This is a genomic window from Breoghania sp. JC706 (assembly GCF_037026715.1).
Lineage (GTDB): Bacteria > Pseudomonadota > Alphaproteobacteria > Rhizobiales > Stappiaceae > Breoghania.
Genome location: NZ_JBANCG010000005.1, coordinates 218,582 through 239,744 on the forward strand (window position 1 = coordinate 218,582; position 21,163 = coordinate 239,744).

Consider the following 21,163-nt stretch of genomic DNA (forward strand, 5'->3'; position numbering starts at 1 on the left):
GCCGACCGGTATCGCACCACATTCCCGTCACATTCAATGCCATTTTTAAAAAATGAGCAACATTTACATACAGATATCTTACATTCGTTAGTTAACTTACCGATCTATTGCTCCGAAAGATCTTCTTCCGTGGCACCGACACCACAGACGTGCGGATTTGCGATTTCGCCTGTAATATTCCTGTCTCTCGCGCTGACGCCTCCACCGGCTTTCCGGCAGAGGCAATTCCCGCTGGCACACCTGATAAGGACCGCTATTTGGCGGCGCCGAATCGCTCGCTCACGACCTTGTCGCCGGGCTGCATCTTCAGCCGCTTGGCGGTCCCCGCCACCACCTCCAGCACGTAGCGAACCGGCACGCCCGACGGAACCACGTCTTCCGACAGCGGCGTGGTGTCGCTGGCGATGCGCGCGATCGCGCCGTTTTCCCGGATGAAGATCATGTCGAGCGACACGTAGGTGTTCTTCATCCAGAAGGAGACCGGCTGCTCGTACTGGAAATCGAACAGCATGCCGGTGCCCTCGGGCACGGACTTGCGATACATCAGCCCGCGCGCCCGGTCGGCCGGCGTCGCCACCACCTCGACCTTGAAATCGTGCCGGCCGGTCTGCGTGACCACCGTCAGGGGCTCGGTCTCCGCCGCCTGCCCCTGGCTATCAGGAGCGCTCAGCACAACCAGAAGCGCGACGAGCCCCGCGACAAGGCTGAGCGAAAACGGAAGCCGCCAGTTGGCGGCCCGGACAGGACGAGAGGACATCGACGAACTCCTGTTGCGCGAACAATGGCGGCCACCGCGGCTGAAATGATCCGGGCGCCGATGCCTTATGCCACGTTTTGCCGGCATCGTCGCTCGTTTCGCGGTTGTTCCGCCGCCCGGAACACCGGATGGCGGAGGCATGTTTTCCGCAAGTCTTCTTCGAAAATCACCAGGCAGGATATTGAATTCGATCGCTTTCCTGCCGACGCCAAGCGGTGTCGACGCCCGCGCGTCGGTTCAGCGGAGCCGGCCTGCGGGAACGGATCGCCACTCTTTGGCGTTTGTTCTTCAAAGGAGGCGCGCTTTCGGCAAAAACCTGACGCTTTTGTGTGACCGCGGTCACGGCGTCCCGGTTTCCGCTGGAGCATGATGATCTCCAATGAGGCCGAAAATCGGCCACGCGACATGCAGGGAACATCGTCATGGCCTATTACATGGAAAACGACAGCTTACCGACCTCGCTGCCCTTCAACCTCCGCCCGCGCGAGATGACGGTCGCAGCGATCGCCTCGCTTTTCATCTTCTTCCTCGCATTCTTCGGCGTGAGCTTCGCGACCGCAGGCTCCAGCGCCGTCGCCACCGGACCGGTCAAGAGCGACCGCCAGGCCATCGGCTACGAGAATGCCTGCGCCGGTCAGGCCTGGGGCAACTGGAGCGAGGATTGCCTGAAGGCGCTGTCGAAGAAGCAGAATCTGAATCTGGCGCCGAGCCGCACCGTCGAATTCCGCGACGCCGACCAACAGCTTTCCGTCCTGACCCGCACGCCGCGCAGGTCCTGACCGCACGTTCCTGACGCTCTTTCCCCGCGGAGCGAAACGAAACAGGGCCGCCTGGCTTTTCCGGGCGGCCCTGTCGTGTTTCAAGGAGGGGTATTCGGGTTCACGAGGCCGCGGTGCCGCCCCGTGTCACATCCGGCCCCAAGCTCAGGCTTCTGGCTCTCCGCCGGCATCGCCTTCAGTCGCGCCATCGGAACCGGCATCCCCATCGGGACCGGCATCGAGCGGACCGTCCGGCCCCTCGCCGTCCTCGTCGAGATCGTCCTCGCCGTTTTCGCCGTTCACGTCCTCCGAGATCCGCTCCACCGCCACGACATGCTCGTCCTTGGCGGTGTGGAACACGGTGACGCCCTGGGTGGAACGACCGGCGACACGGATGCCGTCAACCGGGCAGCGGATCAACTGGCCGCCGTCGGTCACCAGCATGATCTGGTCGGTTTCCTCGACCGGGAACGAAGCCACCAGGCTGCCGTTGCGCTCGTTGACGGTCATGGCCGCGATGCCCTTGCCGCCGCGCCCGGTGATCCGGTACTCGAATGACGAGGTCCGCTTGCCGAAGCCGTTTTCGGAGATGGTGAGGATGTGCTGCTCGATCGCGCTCATCTCCACGTAGCGGCTTTCGGAAAGCTCGCCGCCGGAGGTGGCCGCCTCGTCGCCATCGCCCTCGCCTTCCAGCGTCACGTCCTCTGTCTCGCCGCGCATCAGACGGCGGCGCTTGAGATATTCGGCACGCTCGTCCGAGGTCGCCTCGAAGTGGTTGACGATGCACATGGAGATGACGCGGTCGCCGTCGGCCAGCGAGATGCCGCGCACGCCCGTCGAGGCCCGGCTCTGGAAGACGCGCACGGCGGTCACGGGGAAGCGGATCGCCTGGCCGAGCGCCGTCGTCATCAGGACGTCGTCGCTCTCGCGGCACGTCTCGACATTGATGATCGAGCCGTCCTCTTCCTCCAGCTTCATGGCGATCTTGCCGTTGCGGTTCACCTGGGTGAAATCCGACAGCTTGTTGCGCCGGACCGATCCCTTGGAGGTGGCGAACATCACGTCGAGCTCGCCCCAGGTGTCTTCATCCTCGGGCAAGGGCATGATCGTGTTGATGAATTCGCCCGGCTGCAACGGCAGCATGTTGACCAGCGCCTTGCCGCGCGAGGTCGGCCCGCCGAGCGGCAGGCGCCAGACCTTCATCTTGTAGACGATGCCGCGCGAGGAGAAGAACAGCACCGGCGTGTGCGTGTTGACGACGAAGAGGCGGGTGACGAAATCCTCCTCCTTCATCGCCATGCCGGAGCGGCCCTTGCCGCCGCGCCGCTGGGCGCGGTAGGTCGACAGCGGCACGCGCTTGATGTAGCCGGCGTGGGAGACGGTCACGACCATCTCTTCGCGCGCGATCAGGTCCTCGTCGTCGAAGTCCGCGCCGCCCTCGAGCAGCTCGGTGCGCCGCGGCGTGGCGAATTCCTCGCGAACCGCGATCAGCTCATCCTTGATGATGGAGAAGATGCGCGGGCGCGAGCGCAGGATATCCAGATAGTCGGAGATCTGCTCGCCCAACTTCGTCAGTTCGTCGCCGATCTCGTCGCGGCCCAGAGCCGTCAGGCGCTGCAGACGCAGATCGAGGATCGCACGCGCCTGTTCTTCCGACAGCTTGTAGGTGCCGGCTTCCGACACCTTGTGGCGCGGATCGTCGATCAGTTCCACGAGCGCTGCCACATCCGTTGCCGGCCAGTCGCGCTCCATCAACTGCTCGCGCGCCGTCGCCGGGTCCGGCGCATGGCGGATGAGCTTGATCACCTCGTCGATATTGGCGACCGCGATGGCGAGACCGACCAGCACATGGGCGCGGTCGCGGGCCTTGCCCAGCAGGAACTTGGTCCGCCGGCTGACGACTTCCTCGCGGAAATCGATGAAGGCGCGCAGGAAGTCCATCAGGCCGAGCTGTTCCGGCCGGCCGCCGTTCAGCGCCACCATGTTGCAGCCGAAGCTCTGCTGCAAAGGCGAGAAGCGGTAGAGCTGGTTCAGGATCACGTCGGCGACCGCATCGCGCTTCAACTCGATGACGACGCGCATGCCCGAACGGTCGGACTCGTCACGAATGTCCGAAATCCCCTCGATCCGCTTGTCGCGAACAAGCTCGGCGATCTTCTCGATCATCGTCGCCTTGTTCACCTGATACGGGATCTCGTGGATGATCAGCGCCTCGCGGCCCGAGCGCACCTCTTCGGTCGTCACCCGCCCGCGCATCAGCACCGAGCCGCGGCCCGTCTCGTAAGCGGACCGGATGCCCGCCTTGCCGATGACGAGGCCGGCGGTCGGGAAATCCGGGCCCGGAACGATCTCCATCACCTCGTCGAGCGTGGCGTCGGGCTTGTCGATCATCAGGATCGAGGCGTCGATGACTTCGCCGAGATTGTGCGGCGGAATGTTCGTCGCCATGCCGACGGCGATGCCGCCGGCGCCGTTGACCAGAAGGTTCGGGAAACGCGCGGGAACAACCGACGGCTCGCTTTCGGAGTTGTCGTAGTTGTCCTGGAAGTCGACCGTGTCCTTGTCCAGATCGTCGAGCAGCGTGTGCGCGACCTTCTGCAACCGGCACTCGGTGTATCGCATGGCGGCGGCGGGATCGCCGTCGACGGAACCGAAATTGCCCTGCCCGTCGATCAGCGGCAGGCGCATGGAGAAGTCCTGCGCCATGCGCACCAGCGCGTCGTAGATCGCGCTGTCGCCGTGCGGGTGGTATTTACCCATGACGTCGCCGACCACGCGGGCCGACTTGCGGTACGGCTTGTTCCAGTCGTAGCCGTTTTCGGACATCGAGAAGAGGATGCGCCGGTGCACGGGCTTGAGGCCGTCGCGAACGTCGGGGAGCGCGCGCGACACGATCACGCTCATCGCGTAATCGAGGTAGCTGCGCTTCATCTCCTCGGTAATCGAGACGGGCCGAATGTCCGACGGCAACCCGCCGGATGACGTCGTATTGTCCTGGTCTGCCAAGAAAATTCTCGTCGGTTGGAACGGATTCTCACCTTATAGCCGATTCCGCCCTGCACACCAAATGTACAGACTGCAAATTTGCCGCAATTTCTCTTTTTATTTCAGATTGTTATCCGAGGTCCGCCAAGCTACGCACAACATTGTGGTGGCAAAGCGCCGGTGGCCCCGCGCCGGCGGGCCTGCTATGGAACGAAATCGCTCGTTACGGGAACCCCGAATGCTTGCCGACTATCTGATCAATGCGTTTGCCACGCTGTTCGTGACGGTGGACCCGATCGGCCTTGCGCCGATGTTTCTGGCGGTCACCACCGGCACGTCCGGCGTTGTCCGGCGGTCGATCGCCGTGCGCTCGGTGGCCATTGCGGCGGTGCTGTTGATGATCTTCCTGTTCGGCGGCAAGACGCTGCTGCACGTCCTCGGCATTTCGGTTCCCGCCTTCCAGGTTTCCGGCGGGCTTCTGCTGTTCTACATCGCCTTCGAGATGATCTTCGCCCAGCGCCAGAAACGCAAGAGCGAGACCGCCGACAAGCTCGCCCATACCGACGACGACAGCAGCGACCAGTCGCACGATGTCGCCGTCTTTCCGCTGGCGATCCCGCTGATCGCGGGGCCCGCCTCCATTTCGGCGGTGATCCTTCTGGCGTCCCAGGCAAGCGACGGCATCGAGCTGACGGGCCTGATCGTGGTCACGCTCGCCATCGTCGGCTCGTGCTTCGCGATCTTCCTCGCCGCCGATCGCATCGAGCGGCTGATGGGCGCAACCGTGCAGCTAGTTCTGACGCGGTTGCTTGGCGTGCTGCTGGCGGCATTGAGCGTGCAGTTCGTGGCAGACGGCGCACGGGCGTTCTTTGTGGGCTAGAGCCTGCTCGCCCGCGGGCGGATGGAATCCGAGGGCCAACACCGTGCACCCCTCTCCCCGCTTGTGGGGGAGAGGGGTGCACGCGGCGAAGTCCGGGGGATCCAGCCCCTTCCGAGAATGCCAAACCCGCTGGATTGCCCGCGCTTCGCCGGGCAACGACGGTTGCGGGAATGGAGACGCGAGGGAACGCATCGAAGAACTCGCGCCCGGGGCCCATCCTTCGAGACGCCTGCCAAGGCAGGCTCCTCAGGATGACGTTATCGTGTTGTGTATTTCTCTAAAACATCAACAAACACAACGTCATCCTGAGAGGCTGGCCCGAAAATGGTAACCGGTTCTTCGCCTCGGATTCTATGCGCCTTCATACCCCTCCATCGTCATCACCCGGTGAAGTCCGGGTGATCCAGCGCGCGCCCTAAATGCTGCGCCTGGAGGTGGATTGCCCGGACTTCGCCGGGCAATGACGGCGGTGGGGCACGAGGGGGAATAACCGAAAGCGCATAGCCTGATACCATTTCCGGGCAGGGCTCTCAGGATGACGTTATTGTGCTGTGTATTTCTCTAAACCATCAACAAACACAACGTCATCCTGAGGAGACCGCAAAGCGGTCGTCTCGAAGGATGGGCCACAAACCGGGCCCCCGCAACAAACCCGCCCCCCTACTCCCGCATCGGCTTGCCGTCGTCCCTCAGCACCACGTAGATCGCCGGGATCACCAGCACCGTCAGCAGCGTGGAGGACGCCAGACCGAACAGCAGCGAGATCGCGAGGCCCTGGAAGATCGGATCGGCCAGGATCACCGCCGCTCCGATCATGGCGGCAAGCGCCGTCAGCAGGATCGGCTTGAAGCGGATCGAGCCCGCCTCCAGCAGCACGTCCTTCAGCGCCCGGTCCCCGGTCTTGGCGTGGCGGATGAAATCAACGAGCAGGATGGAGTTGCGCACGATGATGCCGGCGAGCGCGATGAAGCCGATCATGGAGGTCGCGGTGAAGGGTGCGTGGAACATCCAGTGTCCCAGCATGATGCCGATCAGCGTCAGCGGCACCGGCGTCAGGATGACCAGCGGCAGCTTGAACGAGCCGAACTGGCCGACGACGAGGAAGTAGATCCCCAGAAGCGCCACCATGAAGGCCGCCCCCATGTCGCGGAAGGTCACCCAGGTCACTTCCCATTCGCCGTCCCACAGCATGGCGACATTGGCATCCGACACCGGCTGGCCGTGCAGGATCACCTCCGGCTTGGGCAGATTGCCCCAGTCGGTCTCGTCGATCTTCTTCTGCACCGCCAGCATGCCGTAGATCGGCGCCTCGTACTCGCCGGCGAGATCCGCCTGCACCATCTCCACCGACCGCAGGTTGTGACGGTAGATGAGATACGATGCCTTCTCCCGCTCGATCTTCAGCACATCGCCCAGCTCCACCACGCCGCGCGCACCGGGAAGCGCGTTGGCCGGCACCGGCGTCGCCAGCAAGCGCTCCGACAGGGTGCGCTCGCTCTTGGGCAGGGCGATGGTGATTTCCACCGGCCGCCTGCCCTCGCCGCGGTGCGAATAGCCGACCGTGGTCGCGCCCAGCAACGACTGGATGGCGTTGGTGACGTCGCTTTCCGAGACCCCGTGATATTCAAGGTTCTCCTGATCGATGGCGAACCGCAGCCGTTCCGTCGGCTGGCCGTGCGAATTGTCGACATCGACGATGAACGGCACCGACTTGAAGATCTCCTCCAGCTTGTCGGCGACCGCGCGGCGCGTCTTCGGGTCGGGCCCGTAGACCTCGGCCAGCAGCGTGGAGAGAACCGGCGGCCCCGGCGGCACCTCCACGACCTTGATCGACGTGCCGTCCGGCACGCTCAAGGCCTTCAGCCGCTCGCGGATTTCCAGCGCGATCGGGTGGCTTTCGCGGCTTCGTTCGCCCTTGGGCAGAAGGTTCACCTGCAGATCGCCGAGTTCCTGCGATTCGCGCAGGAAATAATGGCGCACCAGCCCGTTGAAGTTGAAGGGTGCGGCCGTGCCGGCATGGCTCTGGATGGAGGTGATCTCCGGGATATCCATCAGCAGCGAGGCGGCGCGCTCCAGCGTGCGGTCGGTCTCCTCCAGCGAGGTGCCCTCCGGCAGATCGAGCATCACCTGCATTTCCGACTTGTTGTCGAAGGGCAGCAGCTTGACCGTCACGTCCTTGGTGTAGAATAGCACCATGGAGCCGAGCGTGGCCGCCCCGACGAGCAGCAGAAACACCCAGGCATGGCTCTTGGAGGCAAGCACGGGCCGCGCCGCGATCCGGTATATCCGCCCGAGCAGACCGCCCGCATGCGACGCATCGCCCGGCGTTTCCGGCGCGTGGTGCACCGGCGCGCGGCCCGCAAGGCGCAGCATCAGCCAGGGCGTGACCACCACCGCCACAAAGAACGAGAACAGCATCGCGGCCGAGGCATTCGCCGGGATCGGGCTCATGTAGGGGCCCATCATGCCGGACACGAACATCATCGGCAGGAGGGCCGCGACCACCGTCAGCGTGGCGATGATGGTCGGGTTGCCGACCTCCGCCACCGCCTCGATGGCGGCTTGGCTTCGCGTGCGCCCGTCCTTCATCGCCCAGTGGCGCGAAATGTTCTCGATCACCACGATGGCATCGTCGACCAGAATGCCGATGGAGAAGATCAGCGCGAACAGCGACACGCGGTTGATCGTGTAGCCCATCATCTGGGCGGCAAACAGCGTCAGCAGGATCGTCGTGGGGATGACGATCGCCACCACCAGCCCCTCGCGCCAGCCAATCGCGATGCCGACCAGCAGCACGATCGACAGCGTCGCCAGCCCCAGGTGGAACAACAGCTCGTTGGCCTTCTCGTTCGCCGTGTCGCCATAGTCGCGGGTGATCGCGACGTCGATGGTATCGGGAATGAGCCGACCTTTAAGGTCCTCGATGTGATGGAGGATCTCCTCCGCGATGACCACCGCATTGGCGCCCGGCCGCTTGGCGACCGCGACTTCCACCGCCGGCAGGCGCGTCACCTCACCCTTTTCGGTTCCCGCCTGCTGACGTTCGATGTTCCAGACGCGCGATTCGTCCTGCGACGGCCCGACGACCACGCGCGCCACGTCTCGCACATAGACCGGCCGCCCGTCGCGCGTGGTGAGAAGCAGCAGGCCGATATCGGGCACGCCCTCGAGCGTCTGTCCGGCGGCAACCGGCACCGAGCGGCCGTTTTCGCGCACGTAGCCCGCCATGAAGGAGCGGTTCGCCGCCTGAACCTTGCCGACAAGCTGGTCGAGCGTCACGCCGTAGAGCGACAGCTTTTCCGGGTCCGGCTCCACGCGGATCTGGTTCGCCGCCCCGCCTACCACGTAGGTGAGGCCGACATTGTCGAGCCGCGACAGCTCGATGCGCAATTCGTCGGCGAGATCGTAGAGCTCGTTGGCGCGCCAGCGGTCGGCGGCCTCGGGCTTCGGCGTCAGCGTGGCGACGACGATGGCGACGTCGTTGATGCCGCGCCCCACCACCAGCGGTTCCGGAATCCCGGTCGGGATGCGGTCCATGTTGGCGCGGATCTTTTCGTGAACCCTCAGGATCGCGTCATCCGCGTTGGTGCCCACATAGAAGCGCGCGGTGACCATGACATGGTCGTCGACGGTCTGGCTGTAGACGTGTTCCACCCCGTCGATGGCCTTGACGATGGTCTCCAGCGGCTCGGTGACGAGCTTGACCGCATCCGGCGCCTTCAGCCCGTCCGCCTGCACGATGATATCGACCATCGGCACGGAGATCTGCGGCTCCTCCTCGCGCGGCAGCGTCACGAGCGAGATCGCACCCAGCACCAGCGCGGCAAACAGCAGCAGCGGCGTCAGCGGGGAACCGATGAATCCGCGGGTCAGGTTTCCCGAAAGCCCGAGCTTCATGGCATCACCAGTTCGTCGCCGGCTTTCAGCCCGGTCAGGATCTCCACGCCCGGTTCCCGCCCCATCTCCCCGTCGATTTCATGCCGCTCGCCGAGCTGGACGACGATGTCGAGCGGCTCGCCGCCTTTGCGCGCAAGACGCACGAAATCGAGACCGAACCGGGTGCTGACGTATTTCAGCGGAATGATGATCGCCTGACGCGTGCCGACGGAAATCAGCACCTGCGTGCGCTCGCCGACGAAGAAATCGCCGAGGCCCGGCACCTTGGCGTCGGCGACCACGCGGCCTTGGGTGATCTCGGGATAGATTTTGACGATCTCGCCCGCGCGCGCACTCCCGTCATCGCCCAGCTCATCAGCGCCCAGGCGCACCGGATCGCCCACCTTCATGAAGCGGGCGTGGCGCTCGGGCACCTCGATGCGCAGCAGAAACCCGTCGACGGCGACCTTGGCGACCACCTCGCCGGCCATGATCACGGAGCCTTGCGTCACCGGCACTTGCAGCACGCGGCCCGTCGTCGGCGCCAGAACATCGCCCTCCGCCTTCTGCTGTTCGACGACGCCGCGGTCGGCCTCGTTGGCCTTCAGCGTGTTCTGCGCCACGGTCAGCGCGGTCTGGAGCTGGTCGATATTCGATTTGGAGACGGTGCCGCGCTTGAACAGTTCCTCCGCACGCTGGTAGTCGAGTGTCGCCTTGGTGACCTGCGAGCGGGCCGCCTCGATCCGGGCTTCCAGCGCCTTGGCCTGCAGCGACAACTTCTCGTCGACCACATGGGCGACCACCTCACCCTTTTGCACGAAGCTGCCCTCGTCGACGGAGAGCGTCTCCAGCGTACCGGAAATCCGGGCGCGCGCCGGCACTTCCACGGTTGCCTGGACCGTGCCGTAGACACGCTTGATGTCCTCGACCTGGCTGGATTTCACGGTGAAGACTTGCGCGAGCGCGGCCGCCGGCAGAAGTGCGAGACATGCGGCGAGCGCCAGCACGCGTACCGGACCGGACGCACCGCGCCGGCCCCGCATCCCGCCATCGGCTTCGCGAGCCGGCTCGGCCGGCCCAACCGGCCCGTGCCCGGTCCGCGCGGGAGAGGCATGGGAAACCATTCTGTCACCCCGTACATTAGTATATTCGAATATACATATATTATGAAATGAGTGGGATTCATACCCCTTCTTTTTTACCGCATCCGCGTCTTGGGGAAATTGATCATTCGCAGCGGATGGGAGCGGGAAAAGGTGGCTGTGCCCTGCTTCATTCGCCGTCCCCCTACAGCGTCATCCCGGACGCGACGCGGTGCGGCCGAGGATGATGTCCGAAGAGATCGGATGGGGGAGAGTGTCTGCTGCCGCCCCGTCGTCACCCGCCTCCTTGCCTCAACCTCTCCACCGTCATTGCCCGGACTTGCGCCGGGCAATGACGGTGGAGGGATTGAATGATCCCGCACCTCTCCGTTTGTCATTCCGGCGCAGGCGGGAATGACAAACGGAGAGTGTCGCCGTCTGACGTGCAAGGTATTTTCCGGAAAGCTCGTCTCCTCCGTGCGGTTCCTTCGTGCGTCCGATCCCCTTCCCCCATGGAACGCTCCCGCCGGACAATCGTTGTCAACGCGGCATTTCCATCCTGCCGTTCCCGGCTATAGTCGCCGCAGAGTGTCGCTCCGGCATTCCGGCTCCACCCCGAACCACACTCCCACGAGGCGCTTCCCGAATGGCCCATGGCTCGAAAAAGGTGATCTATGCGGCGCTTGCCGGCAACACGCTGATCGCCATCACCAAATTTGCCGCCGCGACCTTCACCGGTTCCTCGGCGATGCTGTCGGAAGGCATCCACTCCCTCGTCGACACCGGCAACCAGGGCCTGCTGCTCTACGGCATGAAGCGCTCCGCGCGAAAGGCCGACAGCGAACACCCGTTCGGCTACGGCGTGGAGCTCTATTTCTGGGCCTTCGTCGTCGCCATCCTGATCTTCGCGGTGGGCGCCGGCGTCTCCATCTACGAAGGCATCCAGAAGCTTCTGGAGCCGCATCCGGTCAGCGACCCGCTCGTCAACTTCATCGTTCTCGGCCTCGCCTTCGTCTTCGAGGCGGCGGCCTGGGTGATCGCGCTCAGGGAATTTTCCCGCGCCAAGGGCCGGCGCAGCTACATCGCCGCCGTGCGCCAGTCGAAGGACCCTACCGTCTTCACCGTCCTGTTTGAGGACAGCGCCGCGATGCTCGGCCTTCTCATTGCCTTCGCCGGCCTGCTGGCGGCCGAGATCACGGGCATCGAATGGTTCGACGGCGCGGCCTCCGTCGCCATCGGCGTCGTGCTCGGCGGCACCGCGATCCTGCTCGCCTACGAGACCAAGGGCCTGCTCATCGGCGAGGCGGCTGCGCCGGAACTCGTCGCCACCGTGGAGCGGATGGTTTCCGCCGACCATGCGGTCACCGGCATCAACGAGATGCGCACCATGCACCTGGGCCCGCACGACGTGCTGATGGTCCTGTCGCTCGATTTCAACGACATGCTGAGCGCGGGCGAAGTGGAGGAGACGACATCGGATCTGGAGGCGGCGATCAAGAGCCGGTATCCGGATGTCCGCCGCGTGTTCATCGAGGCGCAGAGCCGGCGCCGGCATCGCCAGGAGCAGGAGCGCGAGGCGCGCATGCTGGCCGAAAACGGCGAAGCCTGACGCCGGGACGAGACCGAAAGACGGGCCCCGGCGCGCCTGCCCTCAAGGTCCGACCCGGAAATGGTATCGGGTGGTGTGCGTTCGACCTCTCCCCTTCATCTCCCGCCGCCGTCATTGCCCGGCTCTGTCCGGGCAATCCACTGCCGGCCACGGCATTTGGCGCGCGCGCTGGATCACCCGGACAGAGCCGGGTGATGACGATGGAGGGGCATGAAGAGGGAAGATTCGGCGTGAAGGGCCCGCTGCCGTTTCCGAGCCGGCGCTCAGGCCACGTCCAGCCGTCGAAAACCGTTGTAGAGCGCAAACGGCGCGCCGCCGCGCAACAGCTCAACGTAGCGCCGCTTCTGGTAGAGCCCGTTCAGCGAGACGCGCGGCAGCGCCGTCAGGTGTTCGCGGTGGCAGGGAAAGATCTGGCCCGGGCGCGTGGTCACCGCGAGCTTGAAGCCGAGATCGGCCGCAATCGCGAAGTCCCGCGCCCCGGCCGCCTGCTTGCCGCCATAGGGATAGGCGAAAAACTGCGGCCGCTCGCCCAGCTCCGCTTCGTGCCGCGCGACGTCTTCGGCCATCTGCGCGCGCGCCTCCGCCTCGCTCATCCGCGCCACGGCATGATGGCCGACCGTGTGCGCGCCGACGGTTGCCAGCGGCTCCGCCTTGAGCCGGCGCAGGCCGTCCCAGTCCATCGCCAGCGATCGACACAGCGCGCGAAGATCAAGCCCGGCGTCCCGTGCCAGGGCGCGGATCGCGCGGCGCTGCGCATGCTCGTCGAGTTCGTAGCCGATCCAGTGGCAGAGCTGCACATAGGCGGCGTCCTTTTCCGCCGTCGTGCCGGCTTGCACAGTCTTTCTCTGGTCCTCGAAATCGATGCGAACCGCGCTGTTTTCCGCGATGATCCGTTCCAGTGCGAGCCACCACAACTCGCAGGAACCGTCGGCGATCCCGCTCGACGCGAAGACCGTGAAGGGCACCCGGTGACGGCGGAACACCGGAAGGGCGACGTCGAGATTGTCCTGGTAGCCGTCGTCAAGCGTCATGACCGCGAAGCGGCCGGCGAAATCGCCCTCGACGAGCCGGCGGTGCGCCTCGGTGATGGAGACGAACTCCACCCCCGCCGCCCTGGTATCGACGATGACCTCTTCGAGAAATTCGGGCGTGACCTCCAGAAAGGCATTGGGCTGGAAAGCCTCGTCGCGCGCCGGCGTCACCCTGTGCAGCATGTAGAGAAGGCCGCAGCCGCGCGTCAGCGGCGCCAGCATCCGATGGACGCCAGAGAAATAGAGCACGTCCATTGCCGTGCGGTACCCCAGCGTCTTCCAGAAATTGGTCACGTGAACGTCCCGACGATAAGCCCAGAATGTGTCCGATCGTAACCACCCTTTCTTTAGAACTCCTTGCTAGGAGTACGGAGGGGAATATGGCAGGGAGTTTCGGATGGCGAGGGCGAATTCGATGCCGGATGCGGGGGACGCGGCGGCCGGTCCCGGCCATGCGGCCGCACTCGATCTGCGGATCATCGACACGTTCGAAGAGATTGAACCGCTGTGGCGCACCTTCGAGGCCGAAGCCGTCATGTCGGTCTACCAGGGGTTCCGCTGGCTTCAGCTCTGGCATCGCCACGTCGGCCGCGCAACCGCCGACCGGCTGGCGCTGGTTGTCGGCGAGCGCGCGGGCGCGCCCGTCTTCATCTGGCCCCTCGGCATCTGGCGCACCGGGCCGCTGAAGGTCGCGCGCTGGCTCGGCGGGAAGTACAACAACTACAATCTCGGCCTGTGGTGTCCTTCCGAGATCACCGCGATCACCGAGGACGAGATGCGTCGCGCCCTGGGCGATATCGCCCGGCAGGCCGGCATCGACACGTTCGAACTCGTCAACCAGCCCGCCTCCTGGCACGGCCACGCCAATCCCTTTGCCGCCATCTGCGCGCAGCCGAGCCCAAGCAATTCCTACGTTCTCGATCTGGAGCCGGATTTCGACGCGCTCTACACCCGCCTGCGCTCCGCCCGCAGCCGCCGCACCCTGCGCCGCAAGCGCGAGACCATGGCCGAGGCCGGCGAGATCCGGTTTCTTCATGCCCGCGACGAGGCCTCGGTGCTCAGGATCGTGGAGGCCTTGATCGAACAGCGCAACGACCGGGCGGCGCAGGCGGGAATCCCTTCGGTCTTCGCGGAAGCCGGCGCGGCGGAAATGACCCGCGACATCCTCCTCGATGGGATGACGCCCGGCGACGGACCGGTCATGGAGGCGCACGCGCTGGAGGTCGGCGGCATCATCCGCGCGACCTATGTCGGCGGCGTCCATCGCGGGCGCTATTCCTGCTTCCTCAATTCCTTCCGCGACGACGAGCTGACCGCAACGAGCCCCGGCGACCAGCTTCTGCATGATGTGGTGGAATACTGCTGCCAGGCCGGAATGAGCCAGCTCGACCTCGGCATCGGCGAGGCCCGCTACAAGGATGCGTGGTGCGCGCCGGACCCGCTGTTCGACAGCTTCGTCGCCATGTCGGCCGCCGGCCGCATCCACGCCGGCTTTTACGAACTGCGCCAGTCGGTCAAGCGGGCGATCAAGGCGAACCCGGTGCTGTGGGGTGCGGTAAAGAAGGCCCGCCAGATCCGCAGCCGCGCAAAGCTGTAGGCGGGTGCGGTTCGAGATCTTTTGGGGGATGTGGCCCATCCTTCGAGACGGCGCTGACGCGCCTCCTCAGGATGACGTTATCGTGTTGTTATTCCTCTAAAACCAACAACAAACACAACGTCATCCTGAGGAGGCCGCAACGCGGCCGTCTCGAAGGATAGGCCACGCGTCGGCCACAACGCATGCCCGTCCCCGACACCCCATCTTCCGCGCCCTACGCCCCCACAAGCCGCCCGCCCGTCAGCGGAGCGGACACGCCCGTCGTTCCGGGAAACGTCAGCGGCAGCCCTTCCAGGCTGCGCACAGCAAGAAAGGCGAAGGCCTCGGCCTCCACGAATTCCGGCGACCAGCCGATCGCATCGCCGGTGGAAACCGCAAGCCCGCTCAGCCGCGCCAGATGATCAAGCAGCGTCGGATTGCGCGCCCCGCCGCCGACGACGACGAGCATCGAGGGCATCTGCGGCACGAGCGCCAGCCCGCGGGTGATCGTCGCGGCGGTGAACGCGGCGAGCGTGGCGAGCCCGTCTTCGGTCGCCAGATCCTCCAGCCCCTCGCAGGCAAAGGCGTCGCGGTCGAGCGACTTGGGCGGACGACGGGCGAAATAGGGATCGTCCAGCCAGCGCGCAAGCAGCGCCTCGTCCACCGTGCCCTTCGCCGCCAGCACGCCGCCCGCATCCATCGCGGCCCCCGTGCGGCGATGGACGAAATCGTCCATCAGCGCGTTGCCGGGGCCGGTGTCGAAGGCGATGAGGTCGTCCTCGCCCGCACCGATCCAGGTCGCGTTCGCGACCCCGCCGATGTTGACCACCGCCACCGGCCGGGCAAGCCCGGCGCCCGAAACCAGCGCCCGGTGATAGACCGGCACCAGCGGCGCTCCCTCCCCGCCGGCCGCGACATCGGCAACCCGCATGTCGGTGACGACCGGAATGGACAGCGCGGATGCGAGCGCGTCCGCATCCCCGATCTGCACCGTCAGGCCGCGCTCGGGCGCATGAAACACCGTCTGGCCGTGAAAGCCGATCACGGCGATATCCTGCGGCTGAAGGCCGCTCTCGGCGAGAAAGCTACGCACCAGTTCCTCGTGCGCGCGGGTGATGGCGGCCTCGGCCGCCGCCATCGCGGGCGTGCGTTCGGCCCGGTCCCGCACGATCCGGGCCTCCTGTAGGCTTGTCCGGATGAGCGCGCGTTCCATGTCGGTATAGGGCCTGAATGCGGCCCTGCGGGCCCCGCCGATCGTTTCGCCGACAGTCTCGCCGTCCGTCTCCACCAGAGCCAGATCGATACCGTCCATCGACGTGCCGCTCATCATGCCGATCGCCCGTTTTGGTGCCGACATCGCCGCTCCCTTTTTTAACCGTGAAATCCTTGCCGATATCCGCTATGACCCAGCCCGCGCCCGCCGGAGGGTGCCTTTTCAATCAAGGAAAAACGCCATGACTGTCTACAAATCGGATTTCATGAGGACCCTATCCGAGCGGGGCTTCATCTACCAGTGCTCCGACGCGGATGCGCTGGACAGGCTCTTCCTGTCCGAGACGGTCACGGGCTATATCGGCTTCGACTGCACGGCGAAAAGCCTGCATGTCGGCTCCCTCGTGCAGATCATGATGCTGCACTGGATGCAGGAAACCGGACATCGCCCGATCGCGCTGATGGGCGGCGGCACGACCCGCGTCGGCGATCCCAGCGGCAAGGACGAGGCCCGCAAGCTGCTTACGGGCGAGGAGATCGAGGCGAACAAGGCCGGCATCCACAAGGTCTTCGAAAGCTTCCTCACCTTCGGCGACGGGCCGAAGGACGCGATCATGGCCGATAACGCCGACTGGCTTCTCGGGCTGCAATACGTCGATTTCCTGCGCGACATCGGGCGCCATATCTCGGTCAACCAGATGCTCCAGCGCGACAGCGTGAAGCTCAGGCTCGAACGCGAGCAGCACCTGTCGTTCTTGGAATTCAACTACATGCTGTTGCAGGCCTACGATTACGTGGAGCTGACGCGGCGCTACGGCTGCCGGCTGCAGATGGGTGGCTCCGACCAGTGGGGCAACATCCTCTCGGGCGTCGATCTCGGTCGCCGGCTGACGGATACCGAGCTTTTCGCGCTCACCACGCCGCTTCTGACCACCGCGTCGGGGGCCAAGATGGGCAAGACGGCGGACGGCGCGGTCTGGCTCAACCCCGAGATGCGCTCGCCCTACGACTACTGGCAGTTCTGGCGCAACACCGAGGACGCCGACGTCGGCCGCTTCCTCAAGCTCTTCACCAAGCTGCCGCTCGACGAGATCGCGAAGCTCGCGGCACTTGAGGGCGTGGAGCTCAACGAGGCGAAGAAGATCCTCGCCAACGAGACGACCCGGCTGATGCACGGCGAGGCCGCGGCTGCGGAAGCGGCGGAGACGGCGCGCAAGACCTTCGAGGAAGGCGCGCTCGCGGAATCGCTGCCCTCGATCGAGGTGCCGCAGGCCGATCTCGCCGCCGGCATCGGGCTCCTGGCGGTCTATGTGCAGGCGGGCCTTTGTGCGTCCAACGGCGATGCCCGGCGTAACGTCAAGGGCGGCGCGGTACGCGTCAACGACGAGGCGGTCACCGATGAGCGCCGCATGCTCACCGAGGCGGACCTGACCGCCGACGGCGTGATCAAGCTGTCGCTCGGCAAGAAGAAGCACATCCTCCTGCGCCCGGTCTGAGGCGCGGGCGGCTCGTCCGCAAGATGAACCGCAACCATTGACAGGCCGCCGGCACCCGTTGCCGGCGGCTTTTCGTATTGGCCCGACCTGAGGCGAAAACGGCAAGAGTTTCCCCTCCCATGGGAGAGGTGAAGCCGGAGAACGGTCGCCATGTCGTTCTCGGTTGTCATCACCGCGAAGGCGGGGATCCAGCAACCACAGGATCGCGCTACAGTGCGAGACCGCAAACGCCTCTGGAATGCTGGATTCCCGTCTGCGCTGGAATGACAAGCGGACAGATCTCACAAAGAGCCGCAAGAAGACGACAAGCGGTCCGCACCGATGAGCGGAAACCGCAATGCCTCGCCCCTATTCGAAGATCTTCCTGAAAATCCCCGGCGCGATCGCCGACATCGGGTTCACGGACACCACGGGCGTGTCGAGTGCGCCGGTCACGCGGAAATTCACGCCCAGAAGGCCGCCATTGCGGCCGCCGACGAGTTGGCCCAGCACAGGGATCTGGCCGAACAGGTTGTTGACCGCATAGGCCGGCACCAGAGTGCCCTTCATGTTCACCTGCTGCGTGCTGAGGTTTATCGTGCCCTCCATCGCGCCGCCCAGAACCGAACCGCGCAGCGCGCCGGAATCGATCGTCAGCACCGGCCCCACCTTGTGGAAGCGTACGTCGAGCTTCTGGAACGACATCTCGCCGTTGGCCAGCACGCGACGGCGCGAGATCGGGCGGGAATCGGCGCCCAGCAGGGCCGGGTCCGCACTGACGATCTTCTTCAGCGCCGGGTCGTCGGTGATCGCCAGATCGGAGACAACCAGCCGACCGACCGCGCGACCGTTCGCCGGCAGGGCGACCGTGATCGTCGCATCGCCGCCCAGAAGCCGTTCGTAGAAATCGACGAAACGGAAAAGCCCGCCCGCATCGTCGGTATCGACCCGGAGCTGGCGCTGCGCGCCCGCGCCGGTCAGCGCCGCGGTCACGTCGCTGCGTCCGTTGACCAGACCGCTCGCCGCCATGTCGACGATGGTGCCGTCCGCGGAGTTGAGGTCGAGCGAGAAGTTGGTGATCGCGGTGTCGTGAAAGCCGAGCAGCCGGTCGGCGCGCATCTTCACGGTCAGCGTCCGCCCCTTCGCGCCGAATGCATCGTCTTCCCCGGAGGACCGCCGCAACTTCGAGATCAGCCCGCGTCCGTCGAAGCTCTTGGCGTCGTGCTCGACGGCGTAGCCGGATTTCGTGCGGGTGATGGAAAGCGATCCGTTGTCGGTCGTGCGCAGCGCGAATTTCGAGAAGTTGGCGTCCAGAAGCTCGCCGTCCTTGTCGAGACGCAAGCCGCCTTCCACATCGACCCCGTCCGAGGTCAGGCGGAAATCGTCGACGATCTGGATGCCCTTGCTCTCGTGCACGGTGAAGCGCGCCCTCGCCGGCACGCCCGCGCCCTTTGTCCAGCCGATTTCGGGAAGGCGCAGCTCGCTCTGGGTCAGGTCGGCGACAACGCTTCGCTCGCCGTCCTCGCTCGTCTGCATCGTGAGCCGCAGCTTGCCGTCGATGATCCCTCCGAGGTCGATGCCGCGCTCGCGCAGATCGCCCGCATCGAAGTCGAGAACGACGTCCTGGTTGCGGTCGCTGGGGCTGCCCTCCAGCGGCTGGTCGAGATTGATCTCCACCGGCAAGCCGTTCAGCACCCCGCGCCCGTGCACCTCCGCCGCCGCCGGATTGGCCTTCACCTGCAGGTCCGCGTTGCGCACCGTCTGGCCGCCGATCGGCTCGGAACTCGAAAAATCCTTCAGCTCCGCAGCCACCTTCCATGAAACCTCGCTGGCGGCGACGGGCTCGTCGTCGCGGCGCAGCGGGAAGGACGTGGAGATCGTGACCGTCGCCTTGCCCGACAGGCTGTCGGGACTGATGTCGAGCCGGCTGCGACCGTTGACCGGGTCCTGTGAGGCGATGCGCGCGATGTCGCCCGCCTCCCCCTTCAGCGTCAGGTCCAGCTTGCCGAGCTTCTCGTCCGGCCGCAGGTCGGGAATGGAGAACACCCCGCCCGCGACATCGACCTGACCGCCGCCGGGCGCCACCGTCTTCGCACTCTCGACATTCAGCGAAAAGCCGCCATTGCGGATCGTTCCCGTTGCCTTGATATCGGTCAGATCCGGCAGGTCTCCGATCGTCCGGAGCGCGCCGCCCTCGAGTGAAAAGTCAAGCCGCAGACCCTCGTCGGTCCAGCCGATGGTGTCGGGATCGCCGTCAAAGCCCAGCGGGTCGAGCGCCACGATGAAGCGGGCATCGCGGAACCGCCCCGACACCGCGTGGCGGATGAACCAATCGCGCGCCTCCGGCACCATCATGGCCGGCCACAGCCGCTTCAGGCTTGCGACCGTCAGCTCCGGCGAGGAGACGGCCACGGCCGCCAGCGGTCCGTCGGGACCGAATTCCACGCTGCCGGCCGCCGTCACGCTGATGGGACCCGCGCGCAGGTTGAATGTGTCGATGTCGATCAGCATGCGCGCGGGATCGAAGCTGCCGAAGGCGAGCCCGCGGTCGAGCGTCAGCGGCCGGCCGGGAACGTCACGCGGCTTGAGCCGGGCCTGCGGCGTCTCGATGGCGAACTGCCACTTGTCGCGCGTGGCATCCGGCGGGCGGATCTCGCCGTGGAAAACGATCCGCGTGTCGCCGAAGGCCGCAAAGGAGGGTTCCAGCACGATATTCGGCCGGTCCGGCGTCCATGACAGCCCCAGCAGCATCTCGTCGATCAGGATCGCGTCGTCGTTGTGCAGGCTGATGTAGCCGGCGCCGACGCCGAGCCGCATCTCGCCGCGCTTGAGCTTGCCGTCCGCATCCAGATGGAACATCGCCTGGGGAAACAGCGGCAGCCCGAGCCCGCGCCCGGCGCGCACCGGATAGTCGGCCGGCAACAGGTCGGCGATGGTGACGTCCGAGGCCGCGATGGAGAACCAGCGCCCGCCTCCCTTCTCCTCCTGCCCGTTGCGGAACCGGATGTTCCAGCGCCCGGCACGTCCCGCGACCGAGGCGTCGATCTGCATCATATGGCCGGTCTCATCCGGCGCGATCCGCATGTCGATGGTCTGGAAGCGGCGGTCGAGCGCGCCGGTAAGATCGACCTCGGCGTCGTCCACCTCGATGCTCTCGATGCCGAAGGTGGCGAAATCGGCAACCGCCGCGCCGAGCGTCGCATCCACGTCGCCGGCAAGTTCGGCGGCGGAGGGAAATGCAGTCGACGCCCCCTCGCCCCGATCGATCTGCACGGTCGGGCGCACGAGCTTGATCCTGCCGATGCTGAAATCGCCCAGAAAGAGCCCGGAGAGCGACCGGTCCACGCGGACCTCCGGCACCTCGGCGGAGATCGCGCCATCCTGGGAGCGGACGGTCATATCGAGCAGCGTCAGGGGCGCGGCGGCCGTGCCGGAAAGATCGATGCGCACCGCCTCCACGGAAACGGGCGCGCCGCGGCTGCGCTCGGAAAGCTGGGCGGAGACGAGCTGGCCCAGCCACACGCTGTCATAGGGCGCGGAGGCGAGCCGGGCCGCGACGAGGATCAGGAACGCGAGTACGACGAGGGCCGCCAGAGTGCGCAGGCGCGGAATCCGGCGCCGCGCCCGCCTCTTTTGGTTTTCCGCGGCGGCGGGTCCTGCGTGCCGACGAAATCGTGGCCGTTTCACAGGCGCTCTTTCCCCTTGATCCGGTATGCCGGGCCTGTACCCTCGGCCCGTTCAGCCCGCCGTCTCTCCGGCTCGGTTTGCGGTCGCGTCGCGCACCGTCTCACCCGCCGTTTCAAAGCCCCGTTAGGGCCTAACTTCTGACACGGATTCCGGCCGGGCGCACGTTCAAAACTGCCGTTTGCGTCAGTTGCGCACAGGTGCCCCGACCAGCGGCTCCGTTTGTTCTTTATGCGGC

The 21,163-nt window shown here is 65.6% G+C and carries 12 protein-coding genes; 5 read left to right on the top strand and 7 right to left on the bottom strand.

Going from position 1 to position 21,163, the window contains the following annotated elements:
* Window positions 1–253 precede the first annotated feature (253 nt).
* On the bottom strand, window positions 254–757 hold the full coding sequence (locus V2L18_RS12020) for a DUF192 domain-containing protein (protein ID WP_336178497.1): 504 nt from the start codon (window positions 755–757) through the stop codon (window positions 254–256).
* A gap of 422 nt (window positions 758–1,179) precedes the next feature.
* Here V2L18_RS12020 and V2L18_RS12025 point away from each other — a divergent pair, with 422 nt between their 5' ends.
* Window positions 1,180–1,536, top strand: a complete 357-nt coding sequence (locus V2L18_RS12025) for a hypothetical protein (protein ID WP_336178498.1) — start codon at window positions 1,180–1,182, stop codon at window positions 1,534–1,536.
* A 144-nt stretch (window positions 1,537–1,680) separates the two neighbouring features.
* On the opposite strand, the gene gyrA is transcribed toward V2L18_RS12025, so the two are convergent.
* Window positions 1,681–4,521: a DNA gyrase subunit A gene (gene gyrA, locus V2L18_RS12030; RefSeq protein ID WP_336178499.1), complete on the bottom strand. Its 2,841-nt coding sequence runs from the start codon at window positions 4,519–4,521 to the stop codon at window positions 1,681–1,683.
* 217 nt (window positions 4,522–4,738) lie between these two features.
* Between gyrA and V2L18_RS12035 the strand changes: the two genes are divergently transcribed.
* Window positions 4,739–5,380 (top strand): MarC family protein, encoded by a 642-nt coding sequence (locus tag V2L18_RS12035; protein ID WP_336178500.1) that lies wholly within the window; start codon window positions 4,739–4,741, stop codon window positions 5,378–5,380.
* Between the two features lie 660 nt (window positions 5,381–6,040).
* Here V2L18_RS12035 and V2L18_RS12040 read toward each other — a convergent pair.
* Together V2L18_RS12040 and V2L18_RS12045 are read right to left on the bottom strand one after the other, a co-directional pair.
* Window positions 6,041–9,277: an efflux RND transporter permease subunit gene (locus tag V2L18_RS12040; RefSeq protein WP_336178501.1), complete on the bottom strand. Its 3,237-nt coding sequence runs from the start codon at window positions 9,275–9,277 to the stop codon at window positions 6,041–6,043.
* Window positions 9,274–10,299, bottom strand: coding sequence for an efflux RND transporter periplasmic adaptor subunit (locus tag V2L18_RS12045; RefSeq protein WP_336178502.1), 1,026 nt, complete (start codon window positions 10,297–10,299; stop codon window positions 9,274–9,276). The genes V2L18_RS12040 and V2L18_RS12045 overlap by 4 nt, the downstream gene beginning before the upstream one ends.
* A gap of 685 nt (window positions 10,300–10,984) precedes the next feature.
* Here V2L18_RS12045 and V2L18_RS12050 point away from each other — a divergent pair.
* Entirely contained in the window at window positions 10,985–11,947 is a 963-nt protein-coding gene (locus V2L18_RS12050) for a cation diffusion facilitator family transporter (protein WP_336178503.1), read from the top strand.
* A 263-nt stretch (window positions 11,948–12,210) separates the two neighbouring features.
* On the opposite strand, the gene V2L18_RS12055 is transcribed toward V2L18_RS12050, so the two are convergent.
* Window positions 12,211–13,272 carry a polysaccharide deacetylase family protein gene (locus tag V2L18_RS12055; RefSeq protein ID WP_336178504.1) on the bottom strand — a complete coding sequence of 354 codons (1,062 nt, stop codon included), beginning with the start codon at window positions 13,270–13,272 and terminating at the stop codon, window positions 12,211–12,213.
* Between the two features lie 103 nt (window positions 13,273–13,375).
* Between V2L18_RS12055 and V2L18_RS12060 the strand changes: the two genes are divergently transcribed.
* Window positions 13,376–14,575, top strand: a complete 1,200-nt coding sequence (locus V2L18_RS12060; protein WP_336178505.1) for a GNAT family N-acetyltransferase — start codon at window positions 13,376–13,378, stop codon at window positions 14,573–14,575.
* A gap of 214 nt (window positions 14,576–14,789) precedes the next feature.
* Here V2L18_RS12060 and V2L18_RS12065 read toward each other — a convergent pair whose 3' ends face one another.
* On the bottom strand, window positions 14,790–15,911 hold the full coding sequence (locus V2L18_RS12065) for an anhydro-N-acetylmuramic acid kinase (protein WP_336178506.1): 1,122 nt from the start codon (window positions 15,909–15,911) through the stop codon (window positions 14,790–14,792).
* A gap of 97 nt (window positions 15,912–16,008) precedes the next feature.
* Between V2L18_RS12065 and tyrS the strand changes: the two genes are divergently transcribed.
* Window positions 16,009–17,262, top strand: a complete 1,254-nt coding sequence (gene tyrS / locus V2L18_RS12070) for a tyrosine--tRNA ligase (protein WP_336178507.1) — start codon at window positions 16,009–16,011, stop codon at window positions 17,260–17,262.
* Between the two features lie 348 nt (window positions 17,263–17,610).
* Here the strand turns inward: tyrS and V2L18_RS12075 are convergent, their stop codons facing one another.
* The gene (locus V2L18_RS12075) at window positions 17,611–20,928 is read right to left on the bottom strand and encodes an AsmA-like C-terminal domain-containing protein (RefSeq protein ID WP_336178508.1); all 3,318 of its coding nucleotides are present in this window, start codon (window positions 20,926–20,928) and stop codon (window positions 17,611–17,613) included.
* Window positions 20,929–21,163 lie beyond the last annotated feature (235 nt).